This window comes from Candidatus Aminicenantes bacterium (genome assembly GCA_026393855.1).
In the GTDB taxonomy this organism is placed as follows: Bacteria; Acidobacteriota; Aminicenantia; order Aminicenantales; family UBA4085; genus UBA4085.
Genome location: JAPKZJ010000089.1, coordinates 1 through 19,878, shown reverse-complemented (window position 1 = coordinate 19,878; position 19,878 = coordinate 1). Strand labels below are relative to the sequence as shown.

The window sequence follows — 19,878 nt, the reverse complement described above, 5'->3', positions numbered from 1 at the left end:
ATCAAGAAGAGCAAGACGATCAAGGCCCTGCTGTACAAGGACCCGGTGACCGGCAAAACGGCCCCCCGGGAGAAGGCCATCCCCTTCTATAAAAAGCAACGGCGGATCGTCCTGGGCGACAACGCCCTGATCGACCCGACCCAGATCGACGATTACCTGGCCGTCGGGGGCTACGGCGCCCTGGCCAAGGTCCTGGCCAAGATGACGCCGGAAGCCGTCATCGCCGAGGTCAAGGCGGCCGGCCTGCGCGGCCGCGGCGGGGCCGGCTTCCCGACCGGAGTCAAATGGGACATGGCCCGGGGCCAGAAAGGCTCCCCCAAATACATCATCTGCAACGCCGACGAGGGCGATCCCGGGGCCTATATGGACCGCAGCCTGCTCGAAGGCAACCCCCACCGGGTTCTCGAGGGCATGCTGATCGGCGGCTTCGCCATCGGCGCCACCGAGGGCATCATCTTCGTCCGCGACGAGTACCCCCTGGCCGTCAAGCACGTCACCTTGGCCGTCGAAGAGCTGCGCAAGCGGGGCCTGCTGGGATCCGACATCCTGGGCACTGGGTTCTCGTTCGACATCCGGATCGTCAAGGGCGCCGGAGCCTTCGTCTGCGGCGAGGAAACCGCCCTTATCGGCTCGATCGAAGGGCTGGTCGGCGAACCGCGGCAGCGGCCGCCGTTCCCGGCCGAGAAGGGCCTCAACGGCAAGCCCACGGTCATCAACAACGTCGAAACCTGGGGCAACGTCCCGCTCATCCTGGGCAAGGGCGGCGCCTGGTACGCCAAGGTCGGCACCGAAAAAAGCAAGGGCACCAAGATCTTCTCGCTGGTCGGGAAGATCAACAACACCGGGCTGGTCGAGGTGCCGATGGGCACGACCCTGCGGGAGATCATCTTCGACATCGGCGGCGGCATCCCCGGCGGCCGCAAGTTCAAGGCCGTCCAGACGGGCGGCCCCTCCGGCGGCTGCCTGCCCACCTCCAAGCTCGACCTGCCGATCGACTACGAAAGCCTGACTGCCGCCTCGGCCATCATGGGCTCGGGCGGCATGATCGTCATGGACGACAAGACCTGCATGGTCGACATCGCCAAGTATTTCCTGAACTTCCTGCGCGACGAGTCGTGCGGCAAGTGCGTCTCCTGCCGGGAGGGCACCCAGCGGATGTACGAGATCGTGACCCGGATCACGGAGGGCCACGGCAAGATCGGCGACATCGAGCTCCTCGAGGAGCTGGCGGTGGCCGTCAAGGACGCCTCGATGTGCAACTTGGGGCAGACGGCGGCCAATCCGATCTTGTCCACCCTGCGCTACTTCAAGCGGGAATTCGAGGCCCACATCAAGGAGAAGCGCTGTCCGGCCGGAGTCTGCAAATCGCTCATCCGGTTCACCGTCCTGCCCGATAAGTGCACCGGCTGCCTGTCCTGCAAGCGGGCCTGCCCCAACGACTGCATCCATGGCAGCCTACGCGAGGTCCACCTCATCGATCAGGAGAAGTGCATCAAGTGCGGCGCCTGCTACGAGGCCTGCCGGTTCGAGGCCGTGGAAACCCAGCGCGACGAAGCCATCGTCATCCTGGAGGGAGGCCGATGATCACCATCATTCTCAACGGATTGCCGGTCCAGGCCGAGAAGGGCTGGACCCTCCTGGACACGGCTAAGTTTTTCGGGCTGGAGATCCCTACCCTCTGTTACATGGAAGGCTTGACGCCCTGGGGCGGCTGCCGCCTCTGCGTCGTCGAGATCGGGGAGGGCCCGCGGGCCAAGCTGGTCTCGGCCTGCACTTACCCGGTCGAGGAAGGCCTTATCGTCCGGACCGACACCAAGCGGGTCATCGCCGCCCGGCGGATGATGATCGAGCTGATGCTGTCCACCGCGCCCATGTCCAAGGAGATGCAAGACCTGGCCTCCAAGTTCGGGGTCACCCAGCAGCGCTTCCCGCCCCGCAACGAGGAGTGCGTCTACTGCGGGCTGTGCATCCGGATGTGCGACCAGCAGATGAACGCCCGGGCCATCGGGTTCCAGAACCGCGGCTACAAGCGGAAAATTTCCACACCTTTCGACATCCGGTCCGAGGAGTGCCGGCTGTGCGGCGCCTGCATGTACGTCTGCCCGGGCTGCGCGGCCCGCTGCGGCGGCCCCAACGCCGATTCGGACATCTGCAACGCCTGCCTGCAAGTCGAGCCGACCTGCCTCGAGACCTACGGCGAGCTGACTTGCTGGATGTATGATGCGGGCCGCTGCGGCACCTGCGTCACGGAAAAGAAAAGCTAACATCGTCACCAAGGAGGTAATGAGCATGTCTTATACGAAACTCAATCGAAGCGCGGCGACGCTGACCAAAAATCGAACCGAAGGCTCGATCAGCGCCATCAGCGGCATGTGCGTCACGTGCGTGGACGGCTGCATCGGCATGTGCGAAATCGGCAAGTCCGCCTATCGCGGCGCCGAGGTCCTGTATCCCCAGCCCTTCGGCATCATCACCGCCGGGGCGGAGAAGGACTATCCCTATGATCTGTCCCATTTCTCGGTCATGGGCACCGCGGCCGGGGCCTACGGCTGCGAGGCCGACTCGGACAAGGCGACCTTCGAGAAGGTCACCACCGAGACGACCATCGGCCGCAACAAGGACATCAAGCTGAAGCTCCCGTTCGTCGTCCCCGGCATGGGCTCGACCAACGTGGCCAAGAACAACTGGGAGGGCCTGGCCATCGGCACGGCCATCAGCGGCTGCATCCTGACCGTGGGCGAAAACGTCTGCGCCATGGACGAGGAGTCCGAGATCAAGAACGGCCGCGTCCTGCGTTCGCCCGATATGGAGATGCGGGTCAAGAGCTTCCAGAACTGGTCGGACGGCTATGGCGACGTCGTCGTCCAGGCCAACGTCGAAGACGGCCGGCTGGGCGTACAGGAATACGCCATCGACAAGCTGGGGGTGGAGACGGTCGAGCTCAAGTGGGGTCAGGGAGCCAAGGACATCGGGGGCGAGGTCAAGATCAAGAGCCTCAAGAAGGCCCAGGAGCTGAAGCGCCGCGGCTACATCGTTCTGCCCGATCCCGAGGACCCCAACATCATCGCCGCCTTCGAGAAGGGCAGCTTCAGGGAATTCGAGCGCCACTCCCGGATGGGCATGGTCGAGGAGGAGTCGTTCATGAAGCGGGTCGAGGAGCTGCGCAAGGCCGGGGCCAAGCGGGTCTTCCTCAAGACCGGCGCCTACCGGCCGGCCGATCTGGCCCGGGCCGTCAAGTACGCCTCCAAGGCCAAGCTGGACATGCTGACCGTGGACGGGGCCGGCGGCGGGACGGGCATGAGCCCCTGGCGGATGATGAACGAGTGGGGCATCCCCTGTGTCGAGATCTGGAGCCTGACCTATAATTTCGCCCACCAGCTGGCCAAGAAGGGCGAGTACGTGCCCGACTTGGTCTACGCCGGCGGCATTACTTTCGAGGACCAGATCTTCAAAGCCCTGGCCTTGGGTGCGCCCTACGTCAAGGCCGTCGGCATGGCCAGAAGCCCCTTGGCCGCGGCTATGGTCGGCAAGACGATCGGCAAGCGCGTCACCGAGGGCCAGATCCCGGTCTACGTCGAGCGGTTCGGCAGCACGATCGAGGAGATCTTCGTCACCGCGCCCGAGCTCAAACGCCGCTTCGGCAAGAAGTTCGCCGAGCTGCCCCCCGGCGCCCTGGGCGTTTACAGCTACTTCAAGCGGCTGAGCCAGGGCGTGCGCCAGTTTATGGCGGGGAACCGCAAGTTCGGGCTATCCTACATCACCCGGGACGACATCGCTTCCCTGACCAAGGACGCCGCGGCCATCAGCGGCATCCCCTACATCATGGACGCCGACAAGGCCGAGGTGGACAAGATCCTCAAGGGCTGAGGCCCCGGGATCAGCATTCGATTTCCCGGGGACGGGGGCTGAAGCTCCCGTCCCCTCATCTCCCTTTCGCTCGGCCCGCCGCCCCCTTCCCCGTCGGGTCATCGGCTGGGGCTTGTCAAATGCTCTCCTCAGGAATACTATTCCGTTCAGGTTCGTCATCGGAAGTTTTGGGAGGGAGAGAGTCATGAGATTGAAAAGAGTCTGCGCATCTCTAGTCCTGGTCCTCGCCGCCGCCTCGGCCTTCGCGGATCTCGAGGTGCCGAAGATGGATTCTATCTATCGGTTCCGGGGCATCAAAATCCCGATGAACCTGAAGATCAAGGACGTCATCGTGGAAAGCGGCACGTTCGATCTGGAATTTCTCAAGGCCGCCGACTCGGAAGACCTGTATCTCAAGTTGTTCAAGAAAGGCGACGTCCTCGATGTCATCAAGGGCGAGGAATGGGCCTACAGCAACACCGAAGCCGTTTCAGGCAAGCCAACCCTCAAGATGGCCCGGGACACGGGCAACAACACCCTTATCCTCACCTTCGAGTCGGGGAAGGACCATCGCATTTTCCCGCTTATCCGGGCCAAGTTCTCGATCCCCTACTCGGAATAGGCGGGGGCCGGTTCCGCCCGGCCACCGGAATCGGAAGCTACTTGTCTTCGGGCAGGATGATGTTGTGCCCGTTGCGAATGAAAATTTCAACCGCCCGCGCCAGGGCATCTTCCCTGACCAGCAGGTAATCGGTGTCGAAGGTGGACATGGCCAAGACGCTGATTCTCTCCTCGGCTAATGGGCCGATCATCGATTCCAAGACTCCGACCAGGGAAAATTCAAGCGGGCCTTGGACTTTCAACGCTCGGAAGCCTTTCTCGCTCGGAACATCCTTGGGGACCCGATCCTCGAGGCAGACGACGGATGTTTCCGAGGGTGTCAGGGTGATCGAGACGAAATCACCGGCTCCGGCCCATGCCGGCGCGGGAGATCCCGGCTTCAACCGGCTTACGGCATAGGCGCCGGACAGTAGTACGAGATCGAGGTTCATTTTTCAGTCCTTCTCCCATCTCCGGGATTGGTAGCCCAGTGTTCGGCCCGGCGGCTTCGGGCTTTTAACGCCTTTTCCCACTTCTCTCCTCGGCGCCTTCGGAACTCGCGCGCTAACCTATCCTGACTTGTATGACTCCCCACTCTTTCTCTTATTCAATTATTCCTTCCAAGCTCAAACAGCCCTCCGGCGGCCGCAGGGCTTCGCAGTCCTCGTAGGGACGTCGTTTCGATCGTCCCCGCGAGGGTTGGCTTCCCTCGGAGAGGTGTGGAAAAAGGGAGAGGATAGATTTTATTCATCTTTCTCCGGGACCGCGCCAAAGGCGCAAGTCATTATCCCAGCGCCAGCCGGGAAGCGGCAGATCGATCGGATACCGAGACCAGCCGGCGTTCAGGCGTTTCCACAGAGCGGACCAGGAAGGGACGCCGCTCACGGCATCGGCTTTCTCGACGCAACAGGCTCCGGCGCCCGCGGCGCTTCGCAGGGCGTCCTCGGGGCCGAGCCCGCGCATAACGGCGGCCAGGAAGCCGGCGATGGCGCAATCGCCGGCCCCGGTCGTGCCGGCGACGCGAACACGGAAGCTGGGAACCAACAGTTCCCGATCCAGCCAGACTTCCGGACGGAGCGGGAGGGCCCGGGCCGTCCCGGCCAATCGGGCTCGGTCCGCCGTCGTCCGCAGATAAAATCCCCGCGTCCCCAGCTTGAGACCCACGACCGCCGCGCCATAGCCGAGCAGCCGATCGGCCAGGGCACGCAAAAGCGGGCCGTCCACGATGCCCGATGGATCGTCCCGGTCGGGCTGATCACCTGGTTTCCCGACAAGCTCCGGCGCCAGCATCTGGACCATCTCGTCGATACTGGGCAGGAATAAATCCACGAAGGGCAAAACATTGCGTAGCAGAGCGTCCCAGTCCACACGGCCCGCCTCGGACGAAGCGTCGATGCCGGCCATGTCCAGGGACGTGACCAGTCCCCGGCGCTTGACGCGGCGGAAAAGCAGGGCCAATTCCCGTCCGGCGTCGCCATACATCCGTCGCATGACGGGCGGATATCCGAAGTGGAACAAGCGGGCCGCGCCCAGACGGGCGGGATCGACGTCCGCGGCCGAAAACGCGTCGTTGGCACCGGGACAATGGAGGAAGATCCGGTCGACGCCGGGCGGGCTGAGAACGATCGTGTAGGAGGACTGATCCCCGCTGACGATTCGCATGCCGGCGACGAACCGGGCGCCGTGGGAGCGCAGGATGGCCAAGATTTCCCGCCCGATCCAGTCGTCGCCGACGCGGCCGACGAGGCGCGGCTCGAAGCCCAGCCGGTGCAGAGCCAGCCCCGTATTGGAGACCACACCGCCGGTGGCATGGAGCGCCGGGCCGACCCTGACGAGTCCCCCAGGCTTGAAGATCGGACCGGCAGAAGAGTTCAAATGAGCTTCCGCCAAAAATTCCGGGATGATATCCAGGCAAATGTGCCCGGCCACGACAATTCGGCCCCGCGCGGCAATTGACGGGCGCTTGATTCCGTCCGGATTTGCTTTCGCCGATCGTCGCGTCATGGAGTCCGCCCTTGGGCGGAACGGAATATATGATCGGCTACCCGCGAAGTCAAGGCACGCGGCGGCTATTTCGGCCCGGGCGGGAGCTTTTCTTTGAGAAACGCAGTCATGGCCGTGTAGAGATGGAGGGTCGTCCCCCGCCCCTCCGAGATGCCGTGGGTCCGGTTGGGATAGGACAGCATTTGGAATGGACGGTTGTTTGCCACCAGCTCGTTGACCAGCGTCTCGAAACCCTGATAGTGGACGTTGTCGTCCCCCGTGCCGTGGACGATAAGGAGATTCCCCCGGAGCTCTTTGGCGAAGGTGATCGGCGAGCCGTCCCGGAAGCCGTCGGGATTGTCCTTGGGCAGGCCCATGTAGCGCTCCTGGTAGATCGAGTCGTAGAAGCGCTGGTCGGGAACCGACGCCACCGAGACGCCCGTCTTGTAAAGGTCGGGGTAGCGGAAGAGCGCGTTGAGGGTCATGGACCCGCCGCCGCTCCAGCCCCAGATCCCGACCCGATCCGGGTCGATGAACGGCCAGGCCGCGATGGCGGCCCGGGCCGCCGCGGCCTGATCGGCCGAGGCCAGGATGCCGATCTGGCGGTAGATGCTCTTGCGCCAGGCGCGGCCGCGCGGAGCCGGCGTGCCGTGGTTGTCGAAGCTGGCCACGACATAGCCCTGCTGGGCCAACATCAGATGCCACAGGTAGCCGCTCCCGCCCCAATTGTCTTGCACGGTCTGGCCGGCCGGCTCGCCATACACATAGATGAAAAGGGGATATTTCTTGGCCGGGTCGAAATCGGGCGGAAGAATACGCCAGGCATCCACCTGGACGCCGCCGCCGATGTCGAGCTTCAGGTATTCGGCCCGCCTCCGTTTAAGCGCCTCGACTTTAGCCGCGAGCGCCGTGTTGGGCGCCAGAGGCCGAACCGTCTCCCCTTTGGGCAGGCCGACCAGCTCGGTCACGGGCGGCGCATCGAGGAGCGAATAGCTGTGGAAGGCCCATTTCCCCGAAGGCGAGATGTCGAACCGATGGACGCCGCGCGCGACCGGCGGGCCGATCCGCTCGGGCTTGCCCTCGCCGTCCATCCGGACCCGGTAGAGAAACCGCTTGGTCGCGTCCTCGGGCGAAGCCGTGACGTAGAGCCGGCCGCCCGCGTCGTCGACGGCATCGACGCCGACCACGTCGTACTCGCCGGGCGTCAGAAGGCGGACGTCCTTCCCGTCGCGGGAGATCGCATAGGCATGGCGCCACCCGTCCCGCTCGCTCAGCCAGAATAATGATTTGCCGCCGCCCAACCAGACGAAATCGTCCATGGTCTCGACCCAGGCCTCGTCTTTGTCGACGAAGACGGTCCTTGCCGCGCCGGTGGCGGAGTCGGCGATCAGCACGGTGTTGGTGTTCTGAAGCCGGTTGAGGTGCTGAAAGACGACTTCGCGGGAATTACCAGCCCAGTCCATGCGGGGAATGTACGTGTCGCGGGGATCGCCCGGCGCCTTCATCCAGACGGGATACCCGCCCGAGACCGGCACGACACCGATCCGGACGGCGGAATTCCTCTGCCCGGCCTTGGGATACTTGAAGCTGATCGTCCGGGGATAGAGGGCGCTGGTGTTGTCGATCATGGTGAAGACCGGAACGCCCCGCGTGTCGAACCGCCAGAAGGCGATGAGCGCGCTGTCGGGGCTCCAGCGGAACCCATCCCGCAGGCTGAACTCCTCCTCGTAGACCCAGTCCGAAGTGCCGTTGATGATCTCGTCGTTCCCGTCGAAGGTCAGCCGATTGACCGTCCCGGAAGCCAGGTCCTCGATATAGATGTCGTTCCTGACGACATAGGCGGCGTTCCGCCCGTCGGGCGAGAGCTTGGCGAACATCAGGCTCGACGGCTCAAATTCCCGGCCCAGCCGGCGGAGCCGGCCCGTGCTCATCTCGTAGGTCCAGAAATCACCGCGCGTATTCTGCCGCCAGACGCGCTTGGAATTGGTGAAGAGGATCAGGACCTTGCCGTCGGGCGACCATTCGTAGCTCTCGATGGCGATGGGGTCGGAGGCCCCGGTCGGCACGAGCTTCACCGCCGGGACAAGCACGGACTTGAGGCCGGACACGGCGCGATACAGAACCAGGTCGCGTCCGCCTTTAAGATCGGGACTCGGCTCCAACGTCGTGTACGTCTCGCCGTCCCTCATCCAGCGGGCCGGGCCGAACCGCTCGGCCGCGAAGTCGCGGGAGGCAAAAATGCGATCGAGAGTCAATAGCGAAGCGTCGGCGGCTTTCTCCTGGGACATCATCCCGATGGAGAGAAAGGCCCCGATCGCCAGGACAGCGAGAACGATTCGAGGGGCGCGCGTTTTCATGGCCGTTGGACTCCTTGGTCTGTCAATTTCACGACATAGGTCTTCCCGGGTTCGCTCGGAAACTCGATGACTCCGAGCTCCGGGTGGGCCGCGCGGACGGCGTTCCCGGCTTCGGTCGCCGCGGCCGGACTTTGCGTCCGGACCCGGCAGACCCGGCCGAGCTTGGACAGGATCGAGGCTTCCGCCAAACGGCCCCCCTGCCAACGAAGTCCGACCTCGAAGCCGCCGCGAGCCAGAAGCCCGGCCGCCTCGCCCTCGGTCCAGGCCGCGGGCAGGGCGGGCAGAAGTGAGATCTCGCCTTCGTGCGACTGCAGGATCAGCTCGGCCAGCGCCGCAGCGAAGCCGAAGGCGCCGTCCACCTGCATCGCTCCCGAACAGATTGAAAACAGGCTGTCGGTCGTATATTTCCGCGCGGCATAGGCGAAGTTGTCCATGGCTTTCGCAGCGTTTCCCAGCCGGGCCCAGCAGGCCGCCTTCCAGGCCGAGGACCAACCGTTGCCCGGTAGGCCCCTCTGCTCCAGGACGACTTCCGCCCCTTTGGCCAAGGCCGGCGTCCGGTGTGCCGAAATCTCCTTGCCGGGGAACAGTCCCCAGAGCCCAGAAATGTGGCGATGGCTCTTCTCGGTCTCGTCCCAATCCTCGAGCCATTCCTGGAGGTTGCCGTTGCGCCCGATTTGCGGCGGGGCCAGGCGGGCTTTGGCGGCGAGGACCTTCCGCCGGAAGTCCGGATCGAGGCCCAGGATCTCGGAGGCCCGGGCGGCCTCGGCGAACAGCTCGCCGACGATCTGCATATCGATCGCCGACCCGGCCGCGATCGAGGTCCCGGTCATGAAGCCGGTGATCTCGTCGAAAAACTTCACCGCCGCCGGCCCGGCCGGAAAGTTCTCGGGCGAGGTCGACGGATTCGTCACCAGCCAACCCAAACGGGGATGCGGGACGAGAAAATCGAGGAAGAACTCCGCGGCGCCCCGCAGGACGGGATAAAATTCCTTCAGGAAGGCCTCGTCCCCGGTGTAAAGATAGTGCTCCCAAAGATGGGTGCAGAGCCAGGCCCCGCCGGTCGTGAAGGCGCCCCAGCTCGGGCCGTCCATGGGAGCGGCCACCCGCCACAAGTCCGTATTCTGATGGTGGACCCAGCCCTTGGCGCCGTAGTGCTCGCGGGCCACCTGGGCGCCTTGGTCCGTCAGTTCCCGGATCATCCGGAAGAGCGGCTCGGCGCACTCGCCCAAGTTCCCGACTTCGGCCGGCCAGTAGTTCATCTCGGTGTTGATGTTGGTCGTGTACTTCGAGTCCCACATCGGGTTGGAATCCTTGTTCCAGATCCCCTGTAGGTTGGCCGGCTCGTCCCCCGGACGGGAGGAGGAAATCAGCAGATAGCGCCCGAACTGAAAGACGAGGGCGGCCAAGGCGGGGTCGTTCCTCCCGTCGAAGGCCTTGAGCCGCTGGTCGGTGGGAAGCTCGGATTCGGCGGAGACAGGCAGGCTCCAACGGACGCGCCGGAACAGCCGGCGGTGCTCCCGCAGATGATCTTCGCGGAGAGCGGCGAAGGGCTTGCCCGCCGCGGCCCGCAGGACGGCCGCGACTCGGGCGGCCGGATCGCCGCCAACATCCTTGTAGCTCACAAAGCTTGTCGCCGCGGCAATGAGCAGGGTTGCGGCGTCGGCGTCGTCGACAAACAGCTCGTCCCCGACGACACGCACCGATCCGCCCTCGGCGACGGCCTTAAGCCGGGCCTGGTAACGGAGCCGGCCCTCGACCCCCATATAAGCGGCGGATTTCCCGTTCAGAACGAGGCCGTCGGGCCCCAAGCCGTCCATCCGGAAGTAATCCGTGGCGTAGTTGGAATGGGCGGCGTTGCGAAAGCCCCGGAGCTGCGCTCTGAACGAAATCCGGCCGGGCCGATCGGCGGTCAGACGGACGACGACGACCTGGTCGACCGGGCTGGCGAAGACTTCCCGGACGTAGCGGACGCCGCCCTTGGTGAAGCTCGTCGCGGCAATGGCCTCGTCCAGGTCGAGCTGATGCCGATAGTTCGCGGCCGGGACGTCGGCCGGAAGCGTCAGGATCAAGTCGGCCAGGGGTTGATATTTCATCTGCTCGACGGGGTAGCCCATCAAGCGGCGCCCGAACAGAGTGTGGGCCTTCCGGTATTCCCCGGCGAAAATCAGGCGTTGGATTTCGGGCAGGGCTTCCGCCGCTCCCTTGACGACCGTGGAATAAGGGCCGCCCGACCAGAGGGTGTCTTCATTGAGCGTGATGCGCTCTTCCTCGGTCCGGCCGAAGACCATGGCCCCCAGCCGGCCGTTGCCGACCGGAAGCGCGTTTTCCCACTTTTCGGCCGGATGGGAGTACCACAGGACCAAGCCGCGAGCGGCGTCCTGGGCCGCCGCCGCCGGACCGGCGGGAGCGAGGAGCCGGATCGTCAGGAGAGCGAAGATGATCGCGGGCGGGCGCATTTTCATGGCCAATCGGCTCCTTCACGGGAATACGGCGAGGCGCCGGCGCTCAAGGCGGCGTCACGGCCGGCATTGGCCCGAGGTCGGGTCGCATAGGAAGCCCAGGGCCATATCGCGCTCCCCATCCATCACGACCCGGATCTCCTGGCCTTCGGCCACGGCGGGGACGTCGATCACCCGCAGCACCGGCGAGAGATACTCGTACTCGGGCAGAAGATCGGCCAGAGCGTTGGGCGAGGCGCGGAAGAAGTCCTGGGCAAAGACCGCCCCCTCATCGTCCGGGTAAAGGGCCAGGTAGCGGATGCGGGCTTCGACCAGATCCTGGAAGAAATGGGTCCCGAAGGACAGGTCCGGGACGTAGTTGCCGATTTTGCGGGCGATCTCGATCAGCATGGCAGAATTATTGATGTCCGAATAGGTCACCTTGACGCCCAGCTTGATGTCGCCCCGGCTCCCCCAGCGGCCCGGCCCCATCAGGATGAACGACCGGCGCGGGAGGAGCGAGTTGAGCCGGGACACGGCGTCCCCGACGGCCACCATATCGGCCAGCGAGGTGATCTGGCCATACTGCTCGGGGTCGACATAGACGACCGTCCGGATGCCGTGGACATGGGCATTGGTCACGTACTTGGCGGCGGAGAAGAGCTTCTTCTTCTCCGGCACCCAGGCCGGGATGGCCACCGGCTCTTCCTCGTCCAGCCGGCTTTGCGGCCGGCATTGCAGAATGTAGAGGTCTTTGCCGTCGTGGGCAAACTCGATGTCCATGGGCATCCCGAAGGTTTCGCGCAGGGCCCGCATGATCTCGCGCATCTGTTTGAGGAAGGGCGTCGCCTCGAACAGGCCAGCGAAGGTGACGACGGCCTCGTTCCCGCCGGGCTCGTCCAGGGCCTTGTTGGCGCGGCGGACGACGTTGCCGTCCCAGACCGAGAGGATGCGGTCCCAGAGCGGGTAGTCCGTCCCGACTTCGCGAACGAGGGCCTCGATGGGGTGGGTCTCGAAGCGGCGCGTCTCCAGGTTGATGACGTCGATGGAGCGTTGGGAATAGTGGACGATCTGTTCCGGCGTCTGGTTGACCTTGAGCCCGGGCTGGCCGGGGCTGATGAGCACGGGATAATCGTTGCCCACCCGGTCGACGGCCCGGGTCCCCAGGCCCGTCACCAGGCGCAGGACGCCGTCCTCGCGGCGGATGCGGGGCGACCAGCGGAATTCGTTGTTGTTGAAGGCGACCCCGGCAAAGGCCGGGAAGAAATACTTCCCCACCCGGGTCCCGACGACCCGCTGGATAAGGACGCCCATCTCTTCGTAATAGTCGAGCAGGCCGCGCTCGGACCGGTACTGGATGGCATCGGGGTTGAAGATCGAGGCATAGACCTCGGCCACGGCGTCGATCAGGGCGGCTAGGCGCTCTTCCTTGGTGCCGGTGTTGGCCAGGAAGAGGCTGCGATATTTGCCCGAGAAAGCCGATCCCCGGCTGTCCTCGAGGAGGCTCGAAGAGCGGACGATGAGCGGCATCTCCCCGGCGTCCTCCAGGATGAGCTTGAGCTGGGAGTGCATCTCGGGCGAGAAGAAGGACTGCTTGCAGACCTGCTCGAGGTAGGGGAAGTTGTGGCGGATCTCCTCGATCGGCTGGAACTTGAAGCTCTGGAAGTCCTCCAGGAAGTTGTAGTGGATGAAGTCCATCAGCCCGTCCGAGGCGACGAACCAGGATTCGGGGGTCTTGAACTCGCCGATGGCCGGATCGGTCCGGACCTTGGTCCGCAGGATGTGCTCGGCCAGAACCATGCCGGCGGACTTGCCGCCCAGCTTGCCGGTGCCCTGGCTGGGGCCGAAGACCCGCGGCAGGAGGCGGCCGAAGTCGTGGACCGAGAGGTGCTCGCGGGCGATCCGGATGAACTGCAGGCGCTCGCTGAGAAACCGCCGGACCAGCGCGATCCGGGCCTGCAGATCGTCGGCCGCGGACAGGGCCTGCTCGGCCTCCCGGGTCGAACGGCAGAAGCGGTTGACGATCTCCTTGATCTCGACCAGCGAGATCTCCCGCTTTTCGGTGGCGACCATGAAGAAGCCCAGCTTGTCCTGGCGCATCCACTGCTTGATCAGCCCGGCCAGCTCGGCATCGGGCAAGGCCAGCGAGGCGATCCAGAGAGCCTCCTCGAAGACCTTGTCCAGACGCTCGACATTCTGCTTGGGGTGGGGCTGATTGTCCTCCCCCTCGTCCTCGGCCCGGGCATAGGCATCGGGCGTCAGGTGGTAGAGCAGACCCTGGACGCCCGGGACACCCTGCCAGTGGAGGTGGTTCATCAGCCGCCGCAGGACGCGCCGGTAGAGCATCGGGTCCGTCTCTCGGATGAGGTCCAGGATGACCTGCCAGTCGGGCTTGCGCCGGGCGGCCGGATCGACGAGCACACAGGTCCCGTCGATCGGAAGAGTCCCTTCCCATTCTTCGAACTGGCGGCCCAATCGGTTTCCGATGAGCTCGATGAGCTTCTTCTCCTCCAACAGGAAGGGATCCTCGCGGCTGATCGGGAGATTGTCGCTGTAGCAGACTTCGACCCAGCCGGACGGCGCGCCGTGAGTTTTCAACGGGACGCGCAGGGTCCAGCGGGTCTCCTCGAAGCCGGGGGTGTGGAAGACGGCCTTATGGTACTTGATCCGGGCCCGGCACAGGTCGGCGTACTGCCAACCCATGGGGATGGTGTTCACCACTCCCTGCAGGATCTTCTCGGAAGACAAGCCGGGCGTCTCGAGGATGGCCACAATCCGCTGGAGGCACTCCAGCTCCTTGACCCGCTCGCGCAGCGGCCCTCCGGGGAGTCCGGCCGCCGAATTGCTTGTGCCCATGCCCGCCTCCGTTGGATGCAGGTATCCTATCATGAGGGGCGGGCGGGAGGAAGAGAAAACCGGCCTGCCCACCCCTGCGGAAGCAGGAGTGGACAGGCCGGGGAAAAGCGGCGCGGGCCGAGCCGGGATCAGACCCAGCCGCGCAGGTGGCAGGCCTGGGCGACGCGCTGGACGGCGATCATGTAGGCCGCTTCGCGCATGTAGACGCCCTTCTTGCGGGCCAGGTCGGAGACGGCCTTGAAGCCGGCCGTCATCTTTTCGTCCAGGCGGGTCAAAACTTCTTCCCGGGTCCAGTAATAGTTCATGTTGTTCTGGACCTGCTCGAAGTAGCTGCAGGTGACGCCGCCCGCATTGCACAGGAAGTCGGGGATCATGAAAATGCCGCGCTTCTGGATCTCGGCGTCGGCCTCGGGGGTCGTCGGGCCGTTGGCGCCCTCGGCGATCAAGCGGACGCGCTTGTGGATCTTGCCGACGTTGGAGCCGGTGATCTGGTTCTCCAGAGCCGCGGGCACCAGGAGGTCGGCCTCCTGCTCGATCCAGGCGTCGCCGGCCAGGATCTCGTAGCCGGCCTTGCGGGCCTTGGCCTTGTCGATCGCCCCGAATTTGTCGGTGATGGCCATCAGCTCGTCGGGATCGATGCCGCTTTCGCGCTTGATCGTGTAGGAGGCCTGGTCGGTCTGGTCCCAGCAGGAGACGCAGACGGCCTTGCCGCCGTATTCCCGGAACAGCTTGACGGCATATTGGGAGACGTTGCCGAAGCCCTGGAAGGCGCCGACCGACTTCTTGATGTCGATCCCCAGCTCCTTCATAGCCTCGCGGACGGTGTACATGACGCCGTACCCGGTGGCCTCGGTCCGGCCGAGCGAGCCGCCCATGCCCACCGGCTTGCCGGTGATGAAGCCGGGGAACTTGGCGCCGCGGATCTTCTCGAACTCGTCCAGCATCCAGAGCATGTGCTGGCCGTGGGTCATGACGTCGGGCGCGGGGACGTCCTGCTCATGACCGACGTTCATGGCCACCTGGCGGATCCAGCCGCGGCAGATGAGCTCCTGCTCCCGGTCGCTGAGGTTGTGCGGGTCGCAGATGACGCCGCCCTTGCCGCCGCCGAGCGGGATGTCGACCACGGCCGTCTTCCAGGTCATCCACATGGCCAGGGCCCGGACGGTGTCGATCGTTTCGTGGGGGTGGAAGCGGATGCCGCCCTTGCAGGGGCCGCGGGCGTCGCTATGCTGGCAGCGGAAGCCTTGGAAGACCTTGTAGCTGCCATCGTCCATGCGGACGGGGACGAGGAAGTGGTACTCGCGGATGGGCCGCCGGAGCAAGTCCCGGGTGGCCTGGTCCAGGCCCAGCTTTTCGGCCACGGAGTCGAACTGCTGCTGCGCCATCTCGAAGGCGTTGAACGGCTTTTTGTCCATACATCTCCTCCTGAGAGATTCTATTATTTAAGATGATTTCATCCTCCGGGCCGAGAGTCCTTCGGCAGGCGATTTTCCGGTCCGGGGAAATAAGTAGTTTATCGAAACGGGGCTTTTAAGTCAAATCCGGGCGCGGTTTTCGGGGGCCCGAGCCGGAGGTTCGGAACGAAATCGACCTACTGAGCGTGGACCAGGCCGTCGCTCCCCCCGGCGCCGGGCGAATCCGCCGCCGCGATCCGGCGCCGGAAGACCGCACCCCACAGGACGATCTCCACGGTCAGCGTCAGAAGCGCGCCGAACAGGACATCGCTCGGGTAGTGGACGCCGTAGACGACGCGGGCCAGGCCGACCGCCGCGCCCCAAATGAAAAATCCGGCCCCCACGACGGCCCGGAGCACAGGTTTGGTCCGCGGGACAAGAAAGGCCATGGCCAACAGAACGAAGGCGGCCGCGGTATGCCCGCTGGGAAAGCCGTTGTCGTGGGCCGCCGGTCCGATTTTAAACAGCGGCAGAAACCCAAGGCCGTCGCCAGGCCGGGGCCGGCGGATAATGGCCTTCAGCCCCTGGTCCAGAAGCCCCGGGGCCAGGGCGGCCGTCAGAAGGAGGAAAGCCAGATGGGGACGGTACCTGGCCAGGGTCTTCTCCAGGCGACCGGAAACGAAGGACGCCAGGTAAGTCAGGGCGGCCATGATCACGATCGTCCAGGTCGGGACCTCGCCGTAATAATTGACCAGCCACCAGAACGAGAAATCGGCATGTGAATTGGGCAAAGCCTGGGCGGCGGACGAGAGGGCCAAATCCTGGCGGGCAAAGATAAAAGCCAGGACGATCGCCACAAGCAGGCCGGAGACCAGGAGGGCCAGAACGCGGGGGGTTAAGAAATTTGAGAGGTTGCCCTCGCGGCGACTGGCTTGCGCTTGTCGCGACGAGGACGACGAAGCGTCGCCGCGCACTCGCGATGACCTCTCGTTTTGATCCATCCGTCAGCGTCCCGCCAACAGTTTTTTAATCTCGTCACGGCGGGGGGCCGAGGGCTGGGCGCCGGGCCGGGTCACGGAGAGCGCAGCGGCCGCGTTGGCAAAACGGACCGCGGCCTCGAGATCCCAGCCCTCGGCCAAGGCCACGGCCAGGGCGCCGTTGAAGATATCGCCGGCGGCGGTAGTATCGACGGCCCGGACGCGGAAGCCCGCGATCCGGCGCCGCAACCCGGGGCCGGCGACGAAGGCGCCCCTTTTCCCTAGGGTGATGACGACGGCACGGCGGACGCCGCGGCGGAGCAGACGATCGGCCGCCCGGCCGGCCGCGGCGTCTCCGTCGATCGGAATCCCCGTCAGCAGTTCCGCCTCGGTCTCGTTGGGGGTCAGAACCGAAACCATTCGCAACAGCGCCCCTGGCAAAGGCCGGGCCGGCGCCGGATTGAGGATGACGGGGACTCCCCGCTTGGCGGCCAGTGCGGCCGCGGCCAGGACGGTATTGAGGGGGATTTCAAGCGACAGAAGGACGGCCCGCGCCGCCGCAATTGCCGGCCCAGCCTTCCGCACGTCTGCCGGGGACAGCGCCGCATTGGCGCCCGAGGCGACGGCAATGCTGTTCTCACCGTCGGCCGCGACGAAGATCAGCGCGGTCCCGGAAGGCCGGATCGGGTCGCGGGCCACGAATTGAGCCCGGATCCGATCGGCCGCCCAGCCCGCTACGGCCCGCTCGGCGAAAACGTCCCGGCCGACGCGGGCGACCAAGGTGACGTCGCCGCCGGCCCGAGCGGCCCCGACGGCCTGGTTGGCCCCCTTGCCTCCGGCAGCCATGGCAAACTCGCCGCCCATTACGGTCTCGCCCGGTCGGGGGAGGCAGTCCAGCCGGATGATCATGTCGGTGTTCGAGCTGCCGACGACGACGAGCTTCGGCTTCATCGGATCGTTTCTCCGCGGCCACTATAGGACGCCGCCGGAACGCTGTCAAGGCAAAGGGAATCCATTGTCTAATCAACGGGATGGGGTCCGGCACCGAGCTCAGGCGCCGGGCCGGCCCGATTGACTTTTGGCGGCGCATCGATAAAATAGGCTCCTTTTAACTACCGTCATCCGCCTTGGGAGGTCGCATGAACCTGCTCGGCTTGGCCCGCCACGGGCTCAACAGCTTCGAACAAGTCGCCATCCTCAGCGTCGTCCTGGTCGCCTTCATCAGCCTGTTTTACGCCTGGATGCTGCGCGGCAAAGTCATGAAGAAGGACAAGGGCAGCGCCAAGATGCAGGAGATCTGGCTGGCCATCAGCGAGGGAGCCGAAAGCTACCTCGGCCGTCAGCTCAAGACCATCCTGCCGTCCATCGCCTTCCTCACCGTCCTCCTCTTTTTAAGCGTCTACATCGTCCCGCCCAGCCGGGAGGCACTCGAGGAGTTCCCCCGCAACACCCTGCTCATCATCGCCGTCGGCCGTTCCATTGCCTTTATCCTGGGGGCGCTCTTCTCGCTCATCGTCGGCCAGCTCGGCATGCGGATGGCCATTCAGGCCAACGTCCGGGCGGCCTCGGCGGCCCGCCGGAGCTTCAACGAAGCCCTGACCATCGCCTACTACTCCGGGACCGTCACGGGCATGCTGACCGACGGCCTGGGCCTGTTCGGCGGCACCATGATCTTCATCGTCTTCGGCAAGGCCGCCCCCGACGCCCTGCTCGGGTTCGGGTTCGGCGGCACCCTGCTGGCCCTGTTCATGCGGGTCGGCGGCGGCATCTACACCAAGGCCGCCGACGTCGGGGCCGACCTCGTCGGCAAGGTCGAGAAGGGCATCCCCGAGGACGACCCGCGCAACGCCGCGGTCATCGCCGACCAGGTCGGCGACAATGTCGGCGACTGCGCCGGCATGGCCGCCGACATCTTCGAGAGCTACGAGGTGACGATCGTCTCCGGGCTGATCCTGGGGTTGGCCCTGATGGCCATCGACCCCACCCACAGCCTGAAGTGGATCGTTTATCCCCTGATCATCCGGGCCATCGGCGTCATCAGCTCGATCCTGGGCACCTTCACCGTCCCCATCTGGGAGAAGTTCCCGGTCAAGTTCCTGCGGTCCCACGACGCCGAGGAATCCATGTTCCGGTCATACGAAGTGTCCAGCGTCAACACCATCGCCTGGGCCTTCGTCGTGGCCGTCCTCTACGCCAAGGACTGGAAGATGGCCATGCTGACGACGATCGGCGTCGGGCTGGCCGTGGCCTTCAACCCGCTGACCTCCTACTTCACCTCGACCAAGAAGAAGCCGGTCAGGGACATCGTCAAGGCGACCAAGACCGGCTCGGCCACGACCATCCTATCCGGCTTGGCGGTGGGCATGGAATCCACCGTTTGGGCCCTATTCGTTATCGTCCTCAGCTTCATCGGGGCCATGCTCCTGTACGGCGGCTACGGCAATCCGCTTTATGTCCTGTACGCCGTGGCCATGATCGGCATCGGCATGCTCAGCCACACCGGCAACAACGTGGCCATGGACTCGTACGGGCCGATCTCGGACAATGCCAACGGCATTGGCGAGATGGCCTGGCACGACATGGACGACGAGGAGACGCGGAAGGCCCGCCAGATCATGGCCGACCTGGACGCCGTCGGCAACACGACCAAGGCCATCACCAAGGGGGTGGCCATCGCCTCGGCCGTCATCGCCGCGGTTTCGCTATTCGCCTCGTTCATCACCGACGTCGGCATCGTCCAAGTCCGGCTGGGCTTGCCCAAGCTGACCTCGATTCGGGTCTCCGAGACCAGCGTCTTCGTCGGGCTGCTGCTCGGCGGGGCGCTGCCCTGGCTGTTTTCCTCGCTCTCGATCAAGGCCGTCACCAGGGCGGCCGGGCTGATCGTCGAGGAGGTCCGACGCCAGTTCCGCATCCCCGGTCTGATGGAAGGCAAGGTCAAGCCCGACTACGCGCGTGTCGTCGGTATCTCCACCACGGCCGCCCAGAAGGAGCTCATCCCGCTGGCCATCATCTGCGTCCTGATGCCTCTCGCGGTCGGCCTGAGTCTGGGTGTCGAGGCCCTGGGCGGCTTCCTGGCCGGGATCATCTTGAGCGGCCAGCTGCTGGCCGTGTTCATGTCCAACGCCGGCGGGGCCTGGGATAACGCCAAGAAATCGGTCGAGGATCAGCCCCGCGACTTGGAAGCCAACACCGGCAAGGGCTGCGAGGCCCACAAGGCCTCGGTCGTCGGCGACACAGTGGGCGATCCGCTCAAGGACACCGCCGGCCCGGCCCTCAACCCGATGATCAAAGTCGTCAATATGGTCAGCCTGATCGCGGCCCCCGTCATCGTCAAGTACGGCAAGATGAGCTGGGGCCTGGGCGCCGTCGTGGTCGTTCTGGCGGCCATCATGGTCTGGGCCATCCTGCGCAGCAAGCGCGACGCCCC

At 65.1% G+C, this 19,878-nt stretch carries 13 protein-coding genes; 5 read left to right on the top strand and 8 right to left on the bottom strand.

All coding sequences use genetic code 11. The features are described 5' to 3' along the window. The first annotated feature begins 78 nt into the window (after positions 1-78). The 4 genes from NTZ26_10905 to NTZ26_10890 all read left to right on the top strand — a co-directional run bounded on the left by NTZ26_10905 (position 79) and on the right by NTZ26_10890 (position 4,468). Positions 79-1,584: a 4Fe-4S binding protein gene (locus NTZ26_10905; protein ID MCX6561003.1), complete on the top strand. Its 1,506-nt coding sequence runs from the start codon at positions 79-81 to the stop codon at positions 1,582-1,584. Then, positions 1,581-2,264 (top strand): 2Fe-2S iron-sulfur cluster-binding protein, encoded by a 684-nt coding sequence (locus NTZ26_10900; protein ID MCX6561002.1) that lies wholly within the window; start codon positions 1,581-1,583, stop codon positions 2,262-2,264. Before NTZ26_10905 ends, NTZ26_10900 begins: the two co-directional genes overlap by 4 nt. Positions 2,265-2,289: 25 nt before the next feature. After that, positions 2,290-3,867 carry an FMN-binding glutamate synthase family protein gene (locus NTZ26_10895; GenBank protein ID MCX6561001.1) on the top strand — a complete coding sequence of 526 codons (1,578 nt, stop codon included), beginning with the start codon at positions 2,290-2,292 and terminating at the stop codon, positions 3,865-3,867. Between the two features lie 184 nt (positions 3,868-4,051). Next, entirely contained in the window at positions 4,052-4,468 is a 417-nt protein-coding gene (locus tag NTZ26_10890; protein ID MCX6561000.1) for a hypothetical protein, read from the top strand. 37 nt (positions 4,469-4,505) lie between these two features. Here NTZ26_10890 and NTZ26_10885 read toward each other — a convergent pair whose 3' ends face one another. The 8 genes from NTZ26_10885 to rbsK all read right to left on the bottom strand — a co-directional run bounded on the left by NTZ26_10885 (position 4,506) and on the right by rbsK (position 17,402). Beyond that, entirely contained in the window at positions 4,506-4,898 is a 393-nt protein-coding gene (locus tag NTZ26_10885) for an ACT domain-containing protein (protein ID MCX6560999.1), read from the bottom strand. 295 nt (positions 4,899-5,193) lie between these two features. Further along, entirely contained in the window at positions 5,194-6,321 is a 1,128-nt protein-coding gene (locus tag NTZ26_10880) for a carbohydrate kinase family protein (protein ID MCX6560998.1), read from the bottom strand. 194 nt (positions 6,322-6,515) lie between these two features. After that, on the bottom strand, positions 6,516-8,786 hold the full coding sequence (locus NTZ26_10875) for a S9 family peptidase (GenBank protein ID MCX6560997.1): 2,271 nt from the start codon (positions 8,784-8,786) through the stop codon (positions 6,516-6,518). Continuing rightward, positions 8,783-11,248, bottom strand: coding sequence for a glycoside hydrolase family 95 protein (locus NTZ26_10870; GenBank protein ID MCX6560996.1), 2,466 nt, complete (start codon positions 11,246-11,248; stop codon positions 8,783-8,785). The genes NTZ26_10875 and NTZ26_10870 overlap by 4 nt, the downstream gene beginning before the upstream one ends. A 54-nt stretch (positions 11,249-11,302) precedes the next feature. Beyond that, positions 11,303-14,080: a pyruvate, phosphate dikinase gene (locus NTZ26_10865; protein MCX6560995.1), complete on the bottom strand. Its 2,778-nt coding sequence runs from the start codon at positions 14,078-14,080 to the stop codon at positions 11,303-11,305. Positions 14,081-14,208: 128 nt separating this feature from the next. Further along, entirely contained in the window at positions 14,209-15,495 is a 1,287-nt protein-coding gene (locus NTZ26_10860) for a Glu/Leu/Phe/Val dehydrogenase (protein ID MCX6560994.1), read from the bottom strand. Between the two features lie 176 nt (positions 15,496-15,671). Beyond that, the gene (locus NTZ26_10855; protein MCX6560993.1) at positions 15,672-16,475 is read right to left on the bottom strand and encodes a phosphatase PAP2 family protein; all 804 of its coding nucleotides are present in this window, start codon (positions 16,473-16,475) and stop codon (positions 15,672-15,674) included. Positions 16,476-16,478: 3 nt separating this feature from the next. Beyond that, the gene (rbsK, locus tag NTZ26_10850) at positions 16,479-17,402 is read right to left on the bottom strand and encodes a ribokinase (protein ID MCX6560992.1); all 924 of its coding nucleotides are present in this window, start codon (positions 17,400-17,402) and stop codon (positions 16,479-16,481) included. A gap of 188 nt (positions 17,403-17,590) precedes the next feature. Between rbsK and NTZ26_10845 the strand changes: the two genes are divergently transcribed. Next, the coding region (locus NTZ26_10845; protein ID MCX6560991.1) for a sodium-translocating pyrophosphatase at positions 17,591-19,878 on the top strand (2,288 nt) is incomplete at its 3' end.

Coding starts and splice junctions, on each gene's coding strand:
- NTZ26_10900 (MCX6561002.1), top strand. CDS start 1,581: ATGATCACCATCATTCTCAACGGATTGCCGGTCCAGGCCGAGAAGGGC.
- NTZ26_10895 (MCX6561001.1), top strand. CDS start 2,290: ATGTCTTATACGAAACTCAATCGAAGCGCGGCGACGCTGACCAAAAAT.
- NTZ26_10890 (MCX6561000.1), top strand. CDS start 4,052: ATGAGATTGAAAAGAGTCTGCGCATCTCTAGTCCTGGTCCTCGCCGCC.
- NTZ26_10885 (MCX6560999.1), bottom strand. CDS start 4,898: ATGAACCTCGATCTCGTACTACTGTCCGGCGCCTATGCCGTAAGCCGG.
- NTZ26_10875 (MCX6560997.1), bottom strand. CDS start 8,786: ATGAAAACGCGCGCCCCTCGAATCGTTCTCGCTGTCCTGGCGATCGGG.
- NTZ26_10870 (MCX6560996.1), bottom strand. CDS start 11,248: ATGAAAATGCGCCCGCCCGCGATCATCTTCGCTCTCCTGACGATCCGG.
- NTZ26_10865 (MCX6560995.1), bottom strand. CDS start 14,080: ATGGGCACAAGCAATTCGGCGGCCGGACTCCCCGGAGGGCCGCTGCGC.
- NTZ26_10860 (MCX6560994.1), bottom strand. CDS start 15,495: ATGGACAAAAAGCCGTTCAACGCCTTCGAGATGGCGCAGCAGCAGTTC.
- NTZ26_10855 (MCX6560993.1), bottom strand. CDS start 16,475: ATGGATCAAAACGAGAGGTCATCGCGAGTGCGCGGCGACGCTTCGTCG.
- rbsK (MCX6560992.1), bottom strand. CDS start 17,402: ATGAAGCCGAAGCTCGTCGTCGTCGGCAGCTCGAACACCGACATGATC.